The 15,834-nt window shown below is 33.2% G+C and carries 18 protein-coding genes, 2 tRNA genes and 1 riboswitch; of the genes, 17 read left to right on the top strand and 3 right to left on the bottom strand.

The features are described 5' to 3' along the window. From RQ893_RS04525 to RQ893_RS04550, 6 genes are all read left to right on the top strand, one after another. Window positions 1-222 (top strand): rod shape-determining protein (locus tag RQ893_RS04525; RefSeq protein WP_311481865.1); only part of this gene is annotated, 222 nt, incomplete at its 5' end. Window positions 223-228: 6 nt separating this feature from the next. After that, window positions 229-1,131: a rod shape-determining protein MreC gene (gene mreC, locus RQ893_RS04530; protein WP_311481866.1), complete on the top strand. Its 903-nt coding sequence runs from the start codon at window positions 229-231 to the stop codon at window positions 1,129-1,131. Next, the gene (gene mreD, locus RQ893_RS04535) at window positions 1,124-1,615 is read left to right on the top strand and encodes a rod shape-determining protein MreD (RefSeq protein WP_311481867.1); all 492 of its coding nucleotides are present in this window, start codon (window positions 1,124-1,126) and stop codon (window positions 1,613-1,615) included. The genes mreC and mreD overlap by 8 nt, the downstream gene beginning before the upstream one ends. Before the next feature lie 8 nt (window positions 1,616-1,623). Then, complete coding sequence (locus RQ893_RS04540; protein WP_311481868.1) at window positions 1,624-5,001, top strand: penicillin-binding transpeptidase domain-containing protein; 3,378 nt, start codon at window positions 1,624-1,626, stop codon at window positions 4,999-5,001. A 13-nt stretch (window positions 5,002-5,014) separates the two neighbouring features. Next, entirely contained in the window at window positions 5,015-5,638 is a 624-nt protein-coding gene (locus tag RQ893_RS04545) for a hypothetical protein (protein WP_311481869.1), read from the top strand. Further along, complete coding sequence (locus RQ893_RS04550; protein WP_311481870.1) at window positions 5,635-6,561, top strand: ribonuclease E/G; 927 nt, start codon at window positions 5,635-5,637, stop codon at window positions 6,559-6,561. The genes RQ893_RS04545 and RQ893_RS04550 overlap by 4 nt, the downstream gene beginning before the upstream one ends. Here RQ893_RS04550 and RQ893_RS04555 read toward each other — a convergent pair. Together RQ893_RS04555 and RQ893_RS04560 are read right to left on the bottom strand one after the other, a co-directional pair. Next, window positions 6,550-6,804 (bottom strand): GIY-YIG nuclease family protein, encoded by a 255-nt coding sequence (locus RQ893_RS04555; protein ID WP_311481871.1) that lies wholly within the window; start codon window positions 6,802-6,804, stop codon window positions 6,550-6,552. The genes RQ893_RS04550 and RQ893_RS04555 overlap by 12 nt on opposite strands. Further along, window positions 6,804-7,409, bottom strand: a complete 606-nt coding sequence (locus RQ893_RS04560) for a RecX family transcriptional regulator (protein WP_311481872.1) — start codon at window positions 7,407-7,409, stop codon at window positions 6,804-6,806. Before RQ893_RS04560 ends, RQ893_RS04555 begins: the two co-directional genes overlap by 1 nt. A gap of 309 nt (window positions 7,410-7,718) precedes the next feature. Between RQ893_RS04560 and RQ893_RS04565 the strand changes: the two genes are divergently transcribed. After that, window positions 7,719-7,795 (top strand) — tRNA-His (locus RQ893_RS04565). Between the two features lies 1 nt (window position 7,796). Beyond that, window positions 7,797-7,882, top strand: a tRNA-Leu gene (locus RQ893_RS04570). Window positions 7,883-7,963: 81 nt separating this feature from the next. Here the strand turns inward: RQ893_RS04570 and RQ893_RS04575 are convergent. Next, entirely contained in the window at window positions 7,964-8,413 is a 450-nt protein-coding gene (locus RQ893_RS04575) for an FxLYD domain-containing protein (protein ID WP_311481873.1), read from the bottom strand. Between the two features lie 283 nt (window positions 8,414-8,696). Beyond that, a riboswitch (TPP riboswitch) is annotated at window positions 8,697-8,794 on the top strand. Window positions 8,795-8,856: 62 nt separating this feature from the next. On the opposite strand from RQ893_RS04575, the gene thiW reads away from it, so the two are divergent. From thiW to RQ893_RS04620, 9 genes are all read left to right on the top strand, one after another. Then, the gene (gene thiW / locus RQ893_RS04580) at window positions 8,857-9,363 is read left to right on the top strand and encodes an energy coupling factor transporter S component ThiW (protein WP_311481874.1); all 507 of its coding nucleotides are present in this window, start codon (window positions 8,857-8,859) and stop codon (window positions 9,361-9,363) included. An 18-nt stretch (window positions 9,364-9,381) separates the two neighbouring features. Next, on the top strand, window positions 9,382-10,167 hold the full coding sequence (thiD, locus tag RQ893_RS04585) for a bifunctional hydroxymethylpyrimidine kinase/phosphomethylpyrimidine kinase (protein WP_311481875.1): 786 nt from the start codon (window positions 9,382-9,384) through the stop codon (window positions 10,165-10,167). Between the two features lie 265 nt (window positions 10,168-10,432). After that, window positions 10,433-11,821: an MATE family efflux transporter gene (locus tag RQ893_RS04590; protein WP_311481876.1), complete on the top strand. Its 1,389-nt coding sequence runs from the start codon at window positions 10,433-10,435 to the stop codon at window positions 11,819-11,821. 88 nt (window positions 11,822-11,909) lie between these two features. After that, a complete protein-coding gene (pyrH, locus tag RQ893_RS04595; RefSeq protein ID WP_311481877.1) occupies window positions 11,910-12,623 on the top strand; it encodes a UMP kinase in 714 nt (237 codons plus the stop codon). Window position 12,624: 1 nt separating this feature from the next. Further along, window positions 12,625-13,185, top strand: coding sequence for a ribosome recycling factor (gene frr, locus RQ893_RS04600; protein WP_311481878.1), 561 nt, complete (start codon window positions 12,625-12,627; stop codon window positions 13,183-13,185). Next, window positions 13,186-14,286: a type II secretion system F family protein gene (locus tag RQ893_RS04605; protein ID WP_311481879.1), complete on the top strand. Its 1,101-nt coding sequence runs from the start codon at window positions 13,186-13,188 to the stop codon at window positions 14,284-14,286. Window position 14,287: 1 nt separating this feature from the next. Next, on the top strand, window positions 14,288-14,659 hold the full coding sequence (locus RQ893_RS04610) for a prepilin-type N-terminal cleavage/methylation domain-containing protein (RefSeq protein ID WP_311481880.1): 372 nt from the start codon (window positions 14,288-14,290) through the stop codon (window positions 14,657-14,659). A 46-nt stretch (window positions 14,660-14,705) separates the two neighbouring features. Continuing rightward, window positions 14,706-15,395 carry a prepilin peptidase gene (locus tag RQ893_RS04615; protein WP_311481881.1) on the top strand — a complete coding sequence of 230 codons (690 nt, stop codon included), beginning with the start codon at window positions 14,706-14,708 and terminating at the stop codon, window positions 15,393-15,395. Beyond that, the gene (locus RQ893_RS04620; protein ID WP_311481882.1) at window positions 15,392-15,826 is read left to right on the top strand and encodes a prepilin-type N-terminal cleavage/methylation domain-containing protein; all 435 of its coding nucleotides are present in this window, start codon (window positions 15,392-15,394) and stop codon (window positions 15,824-15,826) included. Before RQ893_RS04615 ends, RQ893_RS04620 begins: the two co-directional genes overlap by 4 nt. Window positions 15,827-15,834: the final 8 nt, after the last annotated feature.

Raw genomic sequence — 15,834 nt, forward strand, 5'->3', positions numbered from 1 at the left:
CTTGAGGCCTTAGAAAAGACCCCTCCAGAGATATCTTCTGATATAAAGAGAAATGGTTTTGCCCTATCTGGAGCCTTATCAAAGCTTAGCGGCCTTGGAGAATATATTGAAAAGAAGATAGGACTTAAATCTTATCGCTCAGAAGACCCTGCTACTGATGCAATATTAGGAGCTGGACAAATTCTAGAAAATCCTGATAAGTATTTAAAATATCGTAAGTAGGTGGCTATGGCATATAATAGAATAAGAAAAGACAAAAAACCATTTGTTTTAACAGTTATAGGATTAAGCCTTCTTATATTGATATCCAGTCAAACAGAGTCACTTTCAAAAACTGGATCTAACTTGGCAAGTACAATGTTAAAACCAATTGAAAGTGTAACCTATTCAATTTCTTCTGCCATTATTGAGCAGATGGAAAGAACTATAGGATCTAAAGAAACTCGTGAACAAGTTTTAAAACTAGAGGCTGATAATAGAGCTTTAGTGATGGAGAATTCTAGGCTTTTAGCAACTATTAATAGGGAAGAATTTTTAAAAGAAGAAGCAGAAGCCACAAAGGGTTCAGAAAATAAGTACATCAAAGCAAAATTAGTAAATACAGATGTAAACTCAATGACAACCCATTTTAATATCGATAAGGGTGCAGAAGATGGAATCGAAAAAAACGACATAATTCTTCAAGCTGTCGGTGATAGCAAGTATTATACAGGTCTTGTAGGAAAGGTTACAGAAGTTTATAAGTCTACAGCTAGGGTTGAGACAATAAACTCTAATGAAAATGATGTTTCCTTTGTAAATGCAAGCTCTGGCGACTATGGAGTTATAGATATTTTTAATAAAAATACTATCCAAGGCTATATGATAGACTTAGAGTCAAAAATTGATGAAAAAGACATCTTACTTACTAGTGGCTTAGGTGGTATATATCCTTATGGCATCTACATAGGCAGGGTAGCCACAGTGACTATGAGTGAAGATTCACTTAGGAAAAATATCACTATCAAATCACCAGTAGATTTTTCACATTTATATAGGGTTCTTGTTCTAAAACATAATTCTACTTATACAGAAGATGAAAAACCCGTAACTAAGGAGAAAAAACAAAAGGAAGGTGAGATCTATGAATAAATTTAAAAGCTTTTTGATTTTGTTAATTAGTTTCATCTTGCAAACATCAATTTTTGCCAAAATAGAAATTTTAGGAGCCAATGTAAATATAATAATTCCAGCAACTATAGCCTTATCTCAAATTCTACCAAATAGGACCGGCAGGGTTGGAGGTTTAATAATAGGAATTGTTGAAGACTTTTTATTTACAAGCCTAATTGGGGTCAGAGCCTTATCCTATTACTTAATAGGTGTTGCCTCATCAGGAGAGTTTATAAGGGTGGCAAAGGATAAACAGGCCGGCATTATAGTTTGTTTCCTTGCTACATTTTTTAATTTTTTATTGGTAAATGGAATTTATTATATTTTTGGTAAGAGCCTTACATCAATAACTGGCTACCTAGGCTTAGAAATCATAGTTGAATCCATATTTAACTCAGTAATATACCTAGTTTATTATGAGCTTATTAAAAATATAATGTATATACCAACCTATAGAATTTAGAGGAATTTATGAAAACTAATAAAGAAAATAGACTTATTTTCATCCAGGTAGTTGTAGTTTTAGCTATCCTTGCTATTGTCATTAGACTTTTTAATGTAATGATTTCTAAGGGTGATTATTATAGAGACCTATCCGATAATAGGAAGGTAAAAGAAGTCGATGAGCTAGCTAGTAGGGGAAATATCTACGATAGGAATGGTAAAATACTTGCCACATCTGTTCCATCCTTTGCAGTTAAGCTCTACAAAGATGAGTTAATGGCTCTTGATGATGATAAGAGAATAGAGGAAATAGCGAACCTTGTAGATGTACTTGAAGAAGACGGGGTCAACTATACAGAAGACTTTAATATAAAATTAAATACCTTTAAATACCAAAAAGAAGAAGATTATTTCAAGAAAAAAGAAATGCCGATTGAAAATGTAGTCAATAAGTTGATTGATAATAAACTTGTGGATGAATTTTTGCTTTCTTATTATTCGGAAGATGGGATTAGTTATGAAACTTTAAATACAGCTATCCTTGCCCTCAAGAAAAGAGGCATAGATGTTCCTGCTCATATAAGTCAGGAAGATGGAAAGCTCAAGGTTGAATATAAGAAAAATTACGAAAAGAAACTTGCCTACATTGGTCATAGCAAGGATGATAATCCGATAGATGTCATCGTCCAATCAGTTGGTGAAGATAGGTCTGTTTTATTATCTATCTTGCAAAATTCACACGCCAGACTCTTAGCTTATAAGATTTTGGATGCAAATAAGCTTTTGGGTGATTTAGCCATGGATGCTTACTGCCTAAAAAGTGACCAAGATTTAATAGAGAAAAAGGCAAGACTTCACAAGGTCTTTAAGAAAATAAGTCTTGATTCAAAGCCAAGCGATGATTTTTGTGAAATAGTTAGAAATGCTACAATCAAAGATGTCCTAACATCTGCTATGGTTGATGATAAGGGAGCCTATATAATTCCAGCAAATATTCTTATAGAGCAGTTAGAAAATAAGGGAATTTACGCTAACTTTGAAACAGAAGTAATAACAGAGACTAAGGATGATAAGAACCAATATTCAGTTGATGTTAGGTTTAAAAATCCTCAAGCTGGTTCTGCAGTAGATGAGCTTGTTAGACTTGCGGAAGAGCATGACTTAATAAAGCCTTTAATACTATCGGAATATGTAAAATATATGGCTCAAAATGCTAATACAAAGAATAATATATATCCAAATATAGATATAACTGATGACGACCCGGATGAATGGGAATACACATTCACTATTGACAAGAGAGATTTTTATACCCACTATGCCAATAAGGACAGGGTGAATTCAACTAAAGACACTGTCGAAATTCTAATGAATGAAAAAGACGGACAGAAAATCCTTGAATACCTAAAAAAAGTAAGCGGCCTTGATGCCTACAATGATGTTGAGGCTGTAGGTATCCTTACCATAGACAACACCCTAAATAGGCAAGGATCATTTGGTTATAGGCCAATAAATATTGTTTATAATCTTGATGAATCGACAGTCTTAAAAATAGAGGAAAAAATTAATTCTGGATCAGGTATTGTGGTTGAAACCATACCAATTAGGTCATATCCAAATAGGAATCTCGCTAGCCACGTCTTAGGATATATGGGACCAATAGCAACACCTGAAGAGGTCGATAAGTATGTAAAAGAAAGAGCTTATTTAAGAGATGAAATTATTGGTAAGACTGGTATAGAAGAATCTTACCAAGATAACCTAAAGGGCAAAAACGGAAGGTCTCTTGTGACTGTTGACTCTGCGGGAAATAGGAGAGAGACAATTTCTCAAACCAAATCCGAACCAGGAGATGATGTTTACTTATCAATAGATGCTAAGCTTCAAAAACAAGCAGAAGATTCACTTGAAGGTGTATTAAGGGCCCTAAGAGAATCTGCCTACTATGAATCAGATTATGGTTCATTTAGACCATTTAAGATGGCGCCACACGCAGAAAGTGGAGCTGTAGTTGTAACTGATGTTAAGACTGGTGAGGTCCTAGCCCTAGCATCATATCCTAACTATGATCCAAACTTATTTTCTACTGGGATTTCCGCATCTGACTGGGAAGCTCTTCAAGTTGAAGATAGCGAAGGACCATTAGCTCCTAGACCTATGCTAAATATAGCCACCCAAACAGCAGTAATGCCTGGTTCTACCTTCAAATTAGTAACTGCTCTAGCAGCTCTTGAAAAGGGATTAGATCCTCAGGCTATAAACAATTGCCATGGCTTTATGGAAATCGGAAATAGGAGATTTTCATGTTTAATTTATACTGAAAGTGGTATGACTCATGGTGAAGAGAACTTATATGGTGCAATCAGAGATTCTTGTAACTACTATTTCTACACCCTAGCTTTAGGTGAAAACCCTGAAGACGGTGATACACTTGCAACCAAGCTTGAGTTAAATGATATTAGGCTTGCCTGTGAGATGTTAGGTCTTGACCAAGAAACAGGTATAGAGATTAACATTCCAAAAGAAGCCAAGGGTAATGTACCTTCAATAGGTAAAAAAATTGAAGTAACTAAGTTGATGCTAAAAGACTATTTAGTAAAAAACCTCACCCTCTTTATCAAAGATGGCGTTAAGAAAACAAAGGATGAATACGAGAAGGATATAGCTGATATATTAAAATTTACAGACAAGCCTAATGAATGGTCAAGAAAAGCTATAGTCGACTTTTTCGATGCAAGAGGTTATGATTCCCTCCTAGTTCCAGAAGGACACAGAGATGGACTTGCTGATACAATAAAGTACACATACCTTAACCAAGCTGCCTGGGATATAACCGATATGCTTAATATTGTAATTGGTCAGGGACAAAACTCCTATACACCAATCCAGATGAATAGGGCTATTGCAACTCTTACTAATGGTGGTTACCTAAATAAATTTACCCTCATAAACAAGATTAAAAACCACGATTCTGGTGAAGTTTTATTTGAAAATGTACCAGAAAATAAGAGAATAGATATTAAGGATAAGAAATATCTAGAAGATATCAAATACGGAACCTTACTGGTAGCACAAAAAAATGCTGTCCTAAGCCAACTTCCGATAGATATTGGTATAAAAACAGGTACAGCAGAAGTAGAGGGTAAAAACCCTGATGGAACAGACTACGATACCTATGCTTGGATGGTAGGTTTTGCACCTTATGATAATCCGGAAATAGCTATTTCTATCGTATTAACCCAGGGTGACACTTCCTACAATGCATCTCCAATTATGAGGGATATCATAGCTAGGTATTTTGATTTGAATGTTGATATGATAAATGCGGAGCCAACTGCCAAAGATATACAAGATCTTGGAGATTCTCCAAATAGTCAAGAACATAACCATAGTCACGAACATTAGTTAAGAGGAAATTATGCAAATATATCTAATAAACGGAAAAAACAATATAGGAAAAACTGATTTTGCGGTCAACCTTGCGGATAGATTATCAGAAGATAAGAAAGTCTTATTAACATCATTTTTCAGAAGTGAACAATCAAATATAGAAGATTACTACAAAAAAGACGGCATGATAAGTTATGATATTTCTGATTACTTTCTAGGTTTATGTGACCTTGATAGGGTAATCGTTCATGAAAATACTAATCTAAGTCTAATCATAGCTCCATTGCTTGAAGGTAAGTATGATTTTAGGGTTGAAGATGTTTATAACCTAATAGATGAAGTTGATGTTGATGTATTAATCATTGATAATCTAGACCTTGCAATAAAGGATGCAATAAAAATCGAAATTATTGACAAAGATGATATAGGAAAGGATGTACATGCCAACTTCTATTTTATAAATCGTACAAACAATGATTTTGATCCAAGATATAGCAAAGAAAAACTCCTTAGCAAATCTGCTATATACTTGGGCTTTGTAAAGGAAAATGAATATTTCAAAAAAGTAATAGATAATCTTTTAAAAGGTCAAGCTGAGCCAATAGCCAATCTAGGATTTTTTGAAAAGCTTATGAGGATTTTCAAAAAGTGAAAGAAATTTTAATTGATGAAAAAGAAAAAATTCTCATTAGAGTAAAAGACGGGAGAGTTATAGAAGTTAGATTCTATGACTCTTTTCTTCATAATATTTATAGGGCTAAGGTTGAAAACAAAATTCCAAGTCTCAATGCTTATTTTGTTAAAATTTCTGAAAGTGAGACTTTATTCTTAAAGTCTACGCTTGATTATAAGGTTGGTGATAATGTTATAGTTGAATATGTAAGAGAGCCAGCTAACGGTAAATTGGGGCTTGGAAGTGAAAATTTCTTCATAGAAAATGAAAATTACACCCTAAGTAGGTATCCCCTTATAAAAAGACCAAAGCTTAAACCTGGCATGAAAAAGGATGAGAAACTTTACAAGAAGATTTTAGGACAAAAAGAAAGACTGATAAATGAAGAGAAGTTTTTTCCAAGTCCAAAGCTCCTTAAAGAAAATTCCTTAAAAGATAAGTATCTACTAAAGTACAAAGACTATGAGCAAAAATACATAGATATAAATAATTCGATTGAATTTTCTAGGCTTAAAGAGGAATTAAAAAAGTCAGAATTAGCCTACAAGGATATGTCTATTATTATAGATGAGCTAAAAACTTTGACTGTTATTGATGTGAATACTGGTTCTAAAAAATCTAAGATGAGCAAAAAAGAATTTCTATTGAATACGAATTTAGACCTAATTGACTTCATTGCCTATAATTTAAAATTGAGAAATATTGGTGGCATGGTAGTTATAGATTTTTTAAGATCTGATGGGGAAGATGAAATAATAGAAGCCTTCAAAAAAACTATTAGTCATTATGGACTTGAGGCTGAAATATTTGGTTTTTCCAAGATGGGATTGTTTGAAATTAGTATAAAAAGAAGAGGCGATAGTTTAAAAGCTAACCTTGTGAAAAGAAAATTACTTTTCTAGGCCAAATGCTTTTACTAAAGCCTCTTTTTCTTTTTTTGTAAGTTTTTTTATCCTCGCCTCTAGTTTTAGGCCTATTGATTTACTATCAACTCTTTTGAAATAAACAAGACTAACTGGTAGCCTAGATCTGGTGTACTTAGCTCCCTTTCCAGAATTATGGGTTATAACTCTTTCTTTAATGTTATTAGTATAACCCGTATATAAGGAATCATCTCCACACCTTAATATATAAACAAAGTGCATTAGGAAAATTTCTCATTAAGAACTTGGTTTATAATATCAATATCAAAGCCCTTACTAACCAAGTGCCTAAAAACCTTTGTCCTATTTTCATAGGAAAAGTCGTTTTTGATTTTTTTATCAGCAAAAAAACTTGCTTTTTCAGCTTCTCTTTCATCACTAATAAGGTAGATATAATCATCAATTAGCTTATCATCAATATGTTTTCTTTTGAGCATAAATCTTATCTTGCCCCTAGCCCAGTTTGAAATTTCATCCTTATCCCTTATGTAGGCCTTAACATAGGCTTCATCATCGAGGAATCCATAGGAAGCAAGGTAGGCGATAATTTTTTCTATCACATCCTCAGAAAAATTTTTCTCTTTAAGTTTTTGTCTAATTTCGTAAGTTGATTTTTGTGAATAAGAAATTTTATTGAGGGCGAAGTTTTTTGCCCTGTTAAATTCATCATTAGCAAGGATTTTCTTATAGGTCTTAAAGTCGATTTCACTTTCAACTTCAAAGCCATTTTCATAATATAGGTCGTAGTCTATATAAAACTTCTCATTTGAAATCGTAAGCCTAATTAGGTTATATTTATCTGAGTATTCTATATTTTCGATAATCATTTCATAGTCAAAATAGCATTATATACTAGGGGAGCGACCATGGCTATAGCAATTACAATTGCAAAAATTTTTAACATTAATTTTCTTGTATTTTTCATAATTCACCTCAATAGACATTTTACTATAAAAGCTTAAAAAATAAAAATATTTGCATTAATATAAAATCCATGGTATTATATTATTTGTCAGTAGGAAAGACCTGGGCTAATTACTTGGGAAATCCTAAAGAAATAATAAAAAATATTTGACAAAAACTAAAAAAAGTTGTATACTTAAATAGTCAGTATGAATAGTGAAGATACAAACGTGGTGGGTATAGTCCAGTTGGTTACGACACCTGGTTGTGGCCCAGGAGAGCGTGAGTTCGAATCTCACTACTCACCCCATGCGGGATTGGCGGAATTGGCAGACGCGCTAGACTTAGGATCTAGTGAGAATTTCTCGTGAAGGTTCGACTCCTTTATCCCGCACCAATAAGTAAAAAAGAGCGTTGGAAACCAACGCTCTTTTTTGTGCTAATTTTTCACCCTAGGTATAAGCCTAGTGTGAAAAAATTATTTAATATCTACTTCATAATCTTCTAGATCAATGAATTGCTCTTTCTCAAAGCTGAGGCTTATTGCATCAAATTCTCTTGTTTCACCTGGTTTTAGGTAGGCGGTTGTGTTTATAGCTGAGTCAATTTTGTTGCCAGCCTTATCTTTTACTGCAAATTCTAATTCTACAAATTCAATTTCTTTATCAGTCTTGTTTTTTATAAGACCTGTTATATATGGTGTGATGTCAGAATCATTTACGACTAGGTCTGTTAATTCAATCTTAGATTTAGCTTCTTCCTTTAGCTTATCTTTATCTTTTTTTTCAGGTTTGACAGCTTTTTCTTCTGTTTTTTTTGCCTTTTCTTCGATAGCAGGAGTTTTTTCTTTATTATCTGTTGTTGTTGACTTTCCACCACACGCAGTTAAAAGTCCTGCAGTCAAGAGTACGATTAGTACTTTTTTCATTGTATCCTCCTATAAAATTTAGACTAAGCATTGCGGCTTAGTAATTGATATTTATTATCAATTGTATTATACCTGCATCTTTACTTGGAAAACATTTATTCTTTATTTTTTTATTTTTAAGGCTGGGTTTTTAGGTTGTGTTTTTTAATTCTTTTGTAAGTGCCTTATCGACAACTATTTTTATATATAAATCTAATAAAAAACCTATTTTATGTTAGGAATAAGACCTAGTTTACCAATAAGATTTATTAAGAGTTGACACTATCTTTTATTTAACATAAAATAAAGATAACAGGGGAGCTTATTGCTGAGAGGAAGTTTGACTTCGACCCTTTACTTGATACGGATAATGCCGGCGTAAGGAGTCTTTTTTTAAATTTTGCTAACCCGTGGGTTAGCTTTTTTTATTTGCTTGTCTGTTAAATATATTTTAGGAGAGAAAAATGAATAATACTAAACTTAAAAAACTTGTTCTATCATCTTTTTTAATAGCAATTGCAGTAGTGGGATCTACATTTTCATTTCCGGTATTTTTTAGTAAGTGCGCACCAGTCCAACATATAGTAAATATGTTTGCAGCTGTTACACTTGGTCCCTTTTACGGGGTAGTGATTGCTTTTATAGCATCTTTTATAAGGAATATGACTGGTCTTGGAAGCCTTATGGCTTTTCCAGGCTCTATGTTTGGGGCTCTGCTATGCGGAATTCTTTACAAGAAAACTAAAAAACTATCCCTAACTGCTTTTGGAGAAGTTTTTGGTACATCAATTCTTGGTGGGCTTGCAGCATACCCTGTAGCAATCTTACTTATGGGAAAACCTGCAGCAGACATAGCTTTTTATACCTATATCCTTCCATTTTTTGCGTCAACAGCAGGAGGAACTATTATTGCCTCAATAATTTTGGTAAGATTGAAGGACACTAAATTTGTAAAAGAGATTTATAATTAAAAATATTAAGGAGCATATATGAAAACTTGTTTAACAATTGCTGGATCAGATTCATCTGGTGGTGCTGGAATCCAAGCAGACCTTAAAACAATGACTGTAAATGGTGTTTATGCCATGAGCGTAATTACAGCCTTAACAGCCCAAAATACTATGGGAGTAACAGGTATCTTAGATGTAAGTCCTGAATTCATTATAGAACAAATGGATGCTGTTTTTACTGATATCTATCCAGATGCTATTAAAATTGGCATGGTATCATCATCAGAAATAGTAGAGGCTATAGCAAGCTCGCTTGAAAAATACCAGGCGAAAAATATTGTACTAGATCCAGTAATGGTAGCTACATCTGGGGCAAAACTTCTAAAAGAAGAAGCTATGACTAGTCTAATTAACAGGCTAATTCCTCTTGCAGATGTGATTACTCCTAATATTCCAGAAGGAGAAATCTTAGCAGATATGAAAATTGCCAGCGAAGATGATATGAAAAAAGCTGCAGAAATAATTGGAGAAAAATATTTTTGTGCAGTTCTTCTTAAAGGTGGTCATTCGATAAATGATGCTAACGACCTTTTATATAGGAATGGTGAATATAAGTGGTTTAGGTCAGAAAGAATTGAAAATAATAACACCCATGGTACAGGATGCACTCTTTCAAGTGCCATAGCTTCTGGACTTGCTAAGGGCTATGACCTTGATCAAGCGATTGCTAAGGCAAAAGATTACCTTACAGGTGCTTTAAAGGCAGGGCTTGATTTAGGAAAGGGTTCCGGACCTCTTATGCACAATTACAAATTGGTTGATTAATACAAAGGGGCTGTTGCAGAATGAATAAATCGTCCCTATATCATCATAGGGTCTCAATGAGCCGACGGGCTAAAACTGGCCCGCCGGCCCTAAGAGGCAAACTTTGAGAGAGAACCCTATGATGATGGGACGATAGTTATTCACAATTTGCAACAGCCCCTTTTATTTATAATATTAATTGATAAGGCTATTTGCTAATCAAGAATGTCTACATTTTTTTAGTGAATATGGTAGAATAACTATATGATTTTGGCAAGGAGTATTAATGAAAACCGATCGTAGAGAATTGATTCTAAATGGAAATATCTATAAGGCAATTGCTGTTATTTCCATACCTATTATACTAAACAACTTTATCCAACAGCTTTATTCTCTGGCTGATGCTTTTTGGCTAGGTAAATTGGGAACGGCAGAATTTGCTGCCACATCTTTTACTTGGCCTGTTATTTTTTTGTTTAATTCTATAGGCATTGGCCTATCTATAGCTGGAATTTCCCTCATTTCTCAGCTTATTGGGATGGATGATATTAAGCTTGCACAGAAATATAATGATACAATTATAAATATTTCACTTTTATTTTCTTTAGTTTTTATGGTTGTTGGATATTTCACAGCAGACTTTATTGTTGGTATGATGGGAGCAAGTGGTGATTTATACATATATTCAGTTGAGTATTTGAAATACTCATATTTTGGCATACCCTTTATATTTTTATATTTTATTTATACTGCAGTTTTTCAAGCCCAAGGTAAAAATACTATCCCAACTCTTATAAGCACAACCTGTGTAATTTTAAATATGGTTTTAAATCCTTTTTTTATTTTTGATAAAATACCTATATTTGGTTTTAACGGACTTGGATTCGGAGTAAAGGGAGCTGCTATTGCTACTGTTTTAACGCAAGCACTTATGTTTATCTTAGGTTTTATCCATTTAAGGATAAACAAGGACCTTATAAAACTTAAATATGAATCACTTTTCTTTACAAGATGGGATAGGCATATAGTAAAGAAAATTTATACTATAGCGACACCTGCAGTTGTAGGACAAATGGGAACAGCAACAGGTTTTATCATCCTAAATTCATTCATCCAATCCTACGGCACAGACACAGTGGCTGCTTATGGTATGGTAAACAGGATTAGTGGCTTATTAAATATTCCGCCGGGAGGCATTGGCTCAGCTATTACCAGTATAATTGGTCAGAATATTGGTAGTGGTAATATTAAAAGAGTAAAAGATACCTTTAAGAAGGCATCTATAATTGTAATTATTATGTCGATAATAATTGCTATAATAAGCTTTATATATAGATTTGAGATACTTAGGTTTTTTATAGACGCACCTCTTGATTCAAATCTTATGGTTGAAGCAGATTCATATATGTTTTACACCCTAATAACACTGCTTATGTTGAACATGTTTTTTATCTACCAAGGCCTTTTCCAAGGATCTGGCAATGCTAAATACTCAATGTTTATTGATGTATTAAGGCTTTGGGTAATTAGGATTCCACTTCTTTTCTTTTTTAAGTATTTTACAGATTTGGGGGCGACTGGTATATGGATTTCCATGGCGGTTTCCAATGTAATGATAAGCATAATTGGCCATATCATATATTTAAGAGGCAACTGGATGAAGGGGTCTTTTTAATAATAATTTTATAAATGAGTTAATAATATAAAGACTTGCAAATGTTATCATTTATAGGTTATAATTAATAATAAGTAGGAGGAATGTTTTGCAGCACACTAAAAGAATTATATTAAAACTAAGCGGCGAGGCCCTTTCTGGCAAGACTGGTTTTGGCTTTGACGATGAAATGATTACAAAAATTTGTGAAAATATCAAAATCCTTACAGAAAAAGGCATCCAAGTAGCCATAGTTGTAGGTGGTGGCAATTTCTGGCGTGGAAGGTCAGGCACCACTATAGACAGGGCAAGTTCTGATAATATTGGAATGCTCGGCACTGTTATGAATGGACTTAGGGTCCAAGGTACCCTAGAAGAAATGGGACTTGATACAAGACTTATGACAGCAATTTCTATGAAAGAAGTCGCTGAGCCATATATCAGACGTAGAGCGGTTAGGCACCTTGAAAAAGGCAGGATAGTTATCTTTTCAGCAGGTACAGGCCTTCCATATTTTTCAACCGACACAACTGCTAGTTTAAGAGCTCTTGAAATTGGAGCTGACGTAATCTTACTTGGCAAAACTGGTACAGATGGTATCTATGATAAGGATCCAAATGTCCATGCCGATGCAAAGAAATTTGACAAGCTAACCTATAAAGACATCCTTCAAAAGGAACTAAAGATAATGGATACAACAGCCACATCACTTTGTATGGATAATGATATGCCATTAATTGTCTTTGGGATAGATGATCCAGCAAATATGGTAAGAGTATTTGAAAATGAAAATCTTGGAACAAGAGTAAAGGAGAGTTTTTAAAATGCTATACGAACAAATAAAAAAAGAAACCAATGATGGAATGAAAAAAACGGTAGATTCTTTTGAAAGAAGAATTTCTACAATTAAGGCAGGCAGAGCAACTGAAGCTATATTAGATGGGATTACTTTTTCCTATTATGGAACAGAAACACCAATCAACCAAGCTGCAACTATTTCAATTCCTGAAGCAAGGTTACTTGTAATCAAACCTTGGGATAGGTCAAATATAGGACCAATAGAAAAGGCTATTCTTAAATCAAATATAGGTATTACTCCTGGAAACGATGGTGAAATTATTAGACTACCTTTCCCTGCTCTTACAGAAGAGAGAAGAAAAGAATATACCAAAGAAGTAAACACCTATGCAGAAGATGCCAAAATCGTTGTTAGAAATGTAAGACGTGACTCTATGGATGAAGTTAAAAAGTCAGAAAAATCTGGAGATATTACAGAAGACGATAGATATAAACTTGAAGATGAAATCCAAAAAATTACTGATAGTTTTATCAAATCCATAGACGAAATGGCTGACAAAAAGAACAAAGAATTAATGAATGTATAATTGAATAGGGATAAATATAAGAGGATAGTTAGTATTCTAAATAAGGACATAGGACCTAAGAAGATAGATTCTAGGACTATGTCTTTGTTTCTAAAGCAACTATCCTTGCTTTTAAATTCAGGCATAAGCCTACACGAAAGTCTACATATTATGAAAAGACAAGGGCCAGATAAGAAAGTAGGAAGGGCAATCGACCTAGTAATAGGTGGCCTTGAGAGAGGCGTAGGGGTCTACGATGCTTTTTATATGGCCAAGGACTATTTTTCACCCTTAGTTTTAGCTTTTATAAAGACAGGTACAAAAACTGGGTCTTTAGGTAAAATTCTAAGAGATTTATCAGATTTTATTTTTGAAGAGAGCAAAAACAAATCAACTGTTAAACAGGCAATGACCTATCCAATTTTGGTATTAATTGTAAGTATTCTTGTAATTATTGCAATTCTTAAATTTGTCATGCCTAGTTTTATAGAAATTTTTAACAGTTCAAAGCTTGAATTGCCCCTTCCAACAAGAATTTTGCTTGGCTTATCAAAGTTTTTTGCTGAGTATGGCCTGATAATTTTCCTAATAATTCTTTTATTTATATTGTTGTATTTTTATCTAAGGACAGATTATAAGAAGAGAATAAAAATAGATGAGTTTATTTTTAAATTTAAGCCAACAAGGGAAATAAATAGGCTAAGGATTGAATACCAGCTTACATCAATTTACTATATCTTGAGAAGTGGAGACATAGAAACAATTCATTCTTTTGATATTATGGCGGATTCTTTTAAAAACACCTTTGTCAAAGCGAATTTAAGGTGGGTTAGAGATAAGATTAATAAGGGAGAAAGTCTTAGCACAGCTTTCAGAAAGGTGGGAATGTTTTCACCTCTTTTGATATCAATGGTTGAAATTGGTGAGGAAACTTCAAGTCTTGACATAAGTATGAAAAAAGCCAATGATTATTTTGCCAACGAATATATATTTAAGATTAAGAAAATAACAAGCCTTGCAGAACCTGTTTTAATTATAGTAATGGGTATTTTGGTTGCGTTTGTTGTATTTTCAGTGTCTATACCAATGTTTGATTCTATAAATGGATTTACTGGAGTTTAATATGAAGAAGAAAAGACAAGGATTTACCTTAGTTGAATTAATAATTGTAATAGCCATCTTAGGAATTTTGGCGGCTATAGCTATTCCTAAATATAATAAATCGAGAATACAGGCTGCAGTAACAGCCCATAAGGCAAATGTTCAGATGTTAAAATCTGCGGCAAGGATGAAGATTTTGGATAAGGATGAGGAATTTAACTGGCCTGATGATACTGCTAATAGTAGTAAAAGTCATAAAGAATACGTTGAAAAATGGCCTGAAATTCCTGTGGGATTAAAATTTGATGGCGGTATTGAAAAATATACTGTTACTTATGATAAGACAAATATAAAAGTAAGTCCAGATGAAAATACAAAGATATTAAATCAATAAGATGCAAAACAAGATAGAAATTATATTTATATATTTTTTAAATTTCATGCTAGGAGCTTCTTTTGGTTCTTTTATATCAGCCTTAGTATATAGACGTGAAGAGGGGATTTCTATTATTTCTCCTCCCAGTTTTTGTGATTATTGCGGAGAAAAAATCCAAAAAAGAGACCTGGTACCTGTTTTTTCTTTTCTTTTTTTAAGAGGAGTAACCAGGTGTTGTGGTAAGAAAATATCGATAGATAAGATTTTAATAGAAATCCTAGCTGGGTTGATTTTCATTTTTATCTTTACTAGATATGACCTTGTAGAAGGGATATTTTTAGCTTTTGCCTCAGTTCTTAGTCTTTTGGTAGCTTATACAGATTATAAATTTTTGGAAATTTATGATAGGGATTTAAAAGCGCTTATAATCTTGGGTTTTATTTACAGGATTATATTTCTAAGTATAGATTATACTTTCCTAAAATACTTCCTTATTTTTACTATGGGATTTATTCTTGTTAGGTGGATTTCAAAGGGCGGACTTGGAGATGGAGATTTATTTTTTTATTTAGGATTGTTTTGTTTTTTGAAAAATCCCCAAATTATATTTTTTATTTTGCTTTCAATATGGGTAGGGGCAAGCTTTGCTATAATCAAGGCTATAAGACAGAAGTCGCTAAGGGGAACCATAGCCTTATGTCCTGCAATCTTCCTAGCTTTTTTTATTGTTTTAATATTTAAGGACCTACTATGAAAAGACGAGGATTTACATTTATAGAAATAATCATAGTTTTAGCTATTATAGCAATTGGTTTTGGAGTTTCTATCATAAAATTTTCTATAGTTGATAAGATTGGCGCAAGAAATGAGATTCAAACTTTTGCTGATGACTATTCTTACCTAAGAACCTTATCACTTTCTTCTGGTAAGTCTGGTTCTATTTCCTTTGATATAGATGGTTATAATATTTCGGGAGTTAAGAATAAAACAAGGAATTTAAAGTACATTGAGCCTTTAAACAAAACAATTATCAAATTTGACGAAACAGGCTACGTTAGTTCGGAAAAAAGCAAAGATGCTTACAACCTAGTCTTTGTTTCAAAAAAAGATCCTAATGTCAAATGGTATTTCACCATAGAAGCTGTTGGAGGGTATTTAAGTGAAAAAAACCAAGGTGGCCTTTAGCCTTATCC

This window comes from uncultured Anaerococcus sp., assembly GCF_963510915.1.
Taxonomy (GTDB): Bacteria; Bacillota; Clostridia; order Tissierellales; family Peptoniphilaceae; genus Anaerococcus.

What these genes read in the sequence shown, in the direction of transcription:
- mreD (WP_311481867.1), top strand. Translation starts at nt 1,124, where the DNA reads ATGAATAAATTTAAAAGCTTTTTGATTTTGTTAATTAGTTTCATCTTG.
- RQ893_RS04615 (WP_311481881.1), top strand. Translation starts at nt 14,706, where the DNA reads ATGCTAGGAGCTTCTTTTGGTTCTTTTATATCAGCCTTAGTATATAGA.
- RQ893_RS04610 (WP_311481880.1), top strand. Translation starts at nt 14,288, where the DNA reads ATGAAGAAGAAAAGACAAGGATTTACCTTAGTTGAATTAATAATTGTA.
- mreC (WP_311481866.1), top strand. Translation starts at nt 229, where the DNA reads ATGGCATATAATAGAATAAGAAAAGACAAAAAACCATTTGTTTTAACA.
- frr (WP_311481878.1), top strand. Translation starts at nt 12,625, where the DNA reads ATGCTATACGAACAAATAAAAAAAGAAACCAATGATGGAATGAAAAAA.
- thiD (WP_311481875.1), top strand. Translation starts at nt 9,382, where the DNA reads ATGAAAACTTGTTTAACAATTGCTGGATCAGATTCATCTGGTGGTGCT.
- RQ893_RS04545 (WP_311481869.1), top strand. Translation starts at nt 5,015, where the DNA reads ATGCAAATATATCTAATAAACGGAAAAAACAATATAGGAAAAACTGAT.
- RQ893_RS04560 (WP_311481872.1), bottom strand. Translation starts at nt 7,409, where the DNA reads ATGATTATCGAAAATATAGAATACTCAGATAAATATAACCTAATTAGG.
- RQ893_RS04590 (WP_311481876.1), top strand. Translation starts at nt 10,433, where the DNA reads ATGAAAACCGATCGTAGAGAATTGATTCTAAATGGAAATATCTATAAG.
- RQ893_RS04575 (WP_311481873.1), bottom strand. Translation starts at nt 8,413, where the DNA reads ATGAAAAAAGTACTAATCGTACTCTTGACTGCAGGACTTTTAACTGCG.
- RQ893_RS04555 (WP_311481871.1), bottom strand. Translation starts at nt 6,804, where the DNA reads ATGCACTTTGTTTATATATTAAGGTGTGGAGATGATTCCTTATATACG.
- RQ893_RS04540 (WP_311481868.1), top strand. Translation starts at nt 1,624, where the DNA reads ATGAAAACTAATAAAGAAAATAGACTTATTTTCATCCAGGTAGTTGTA.
- RQ893_RS04620 (WP_311481882.1), top strand. Translation starts at nt 15,392, where the DNA reads ATGAAAAGACGAGGATTTACATTTATAGAAATAATCATAGTTTTAGCT.
- thiW (WP_311481874.1), top strand. Translation starts at nt 8,857, where the DNA reads ATGAATAATACTAAACTTAAAAAACTTGTTCTATCATCTTTTTTAATA.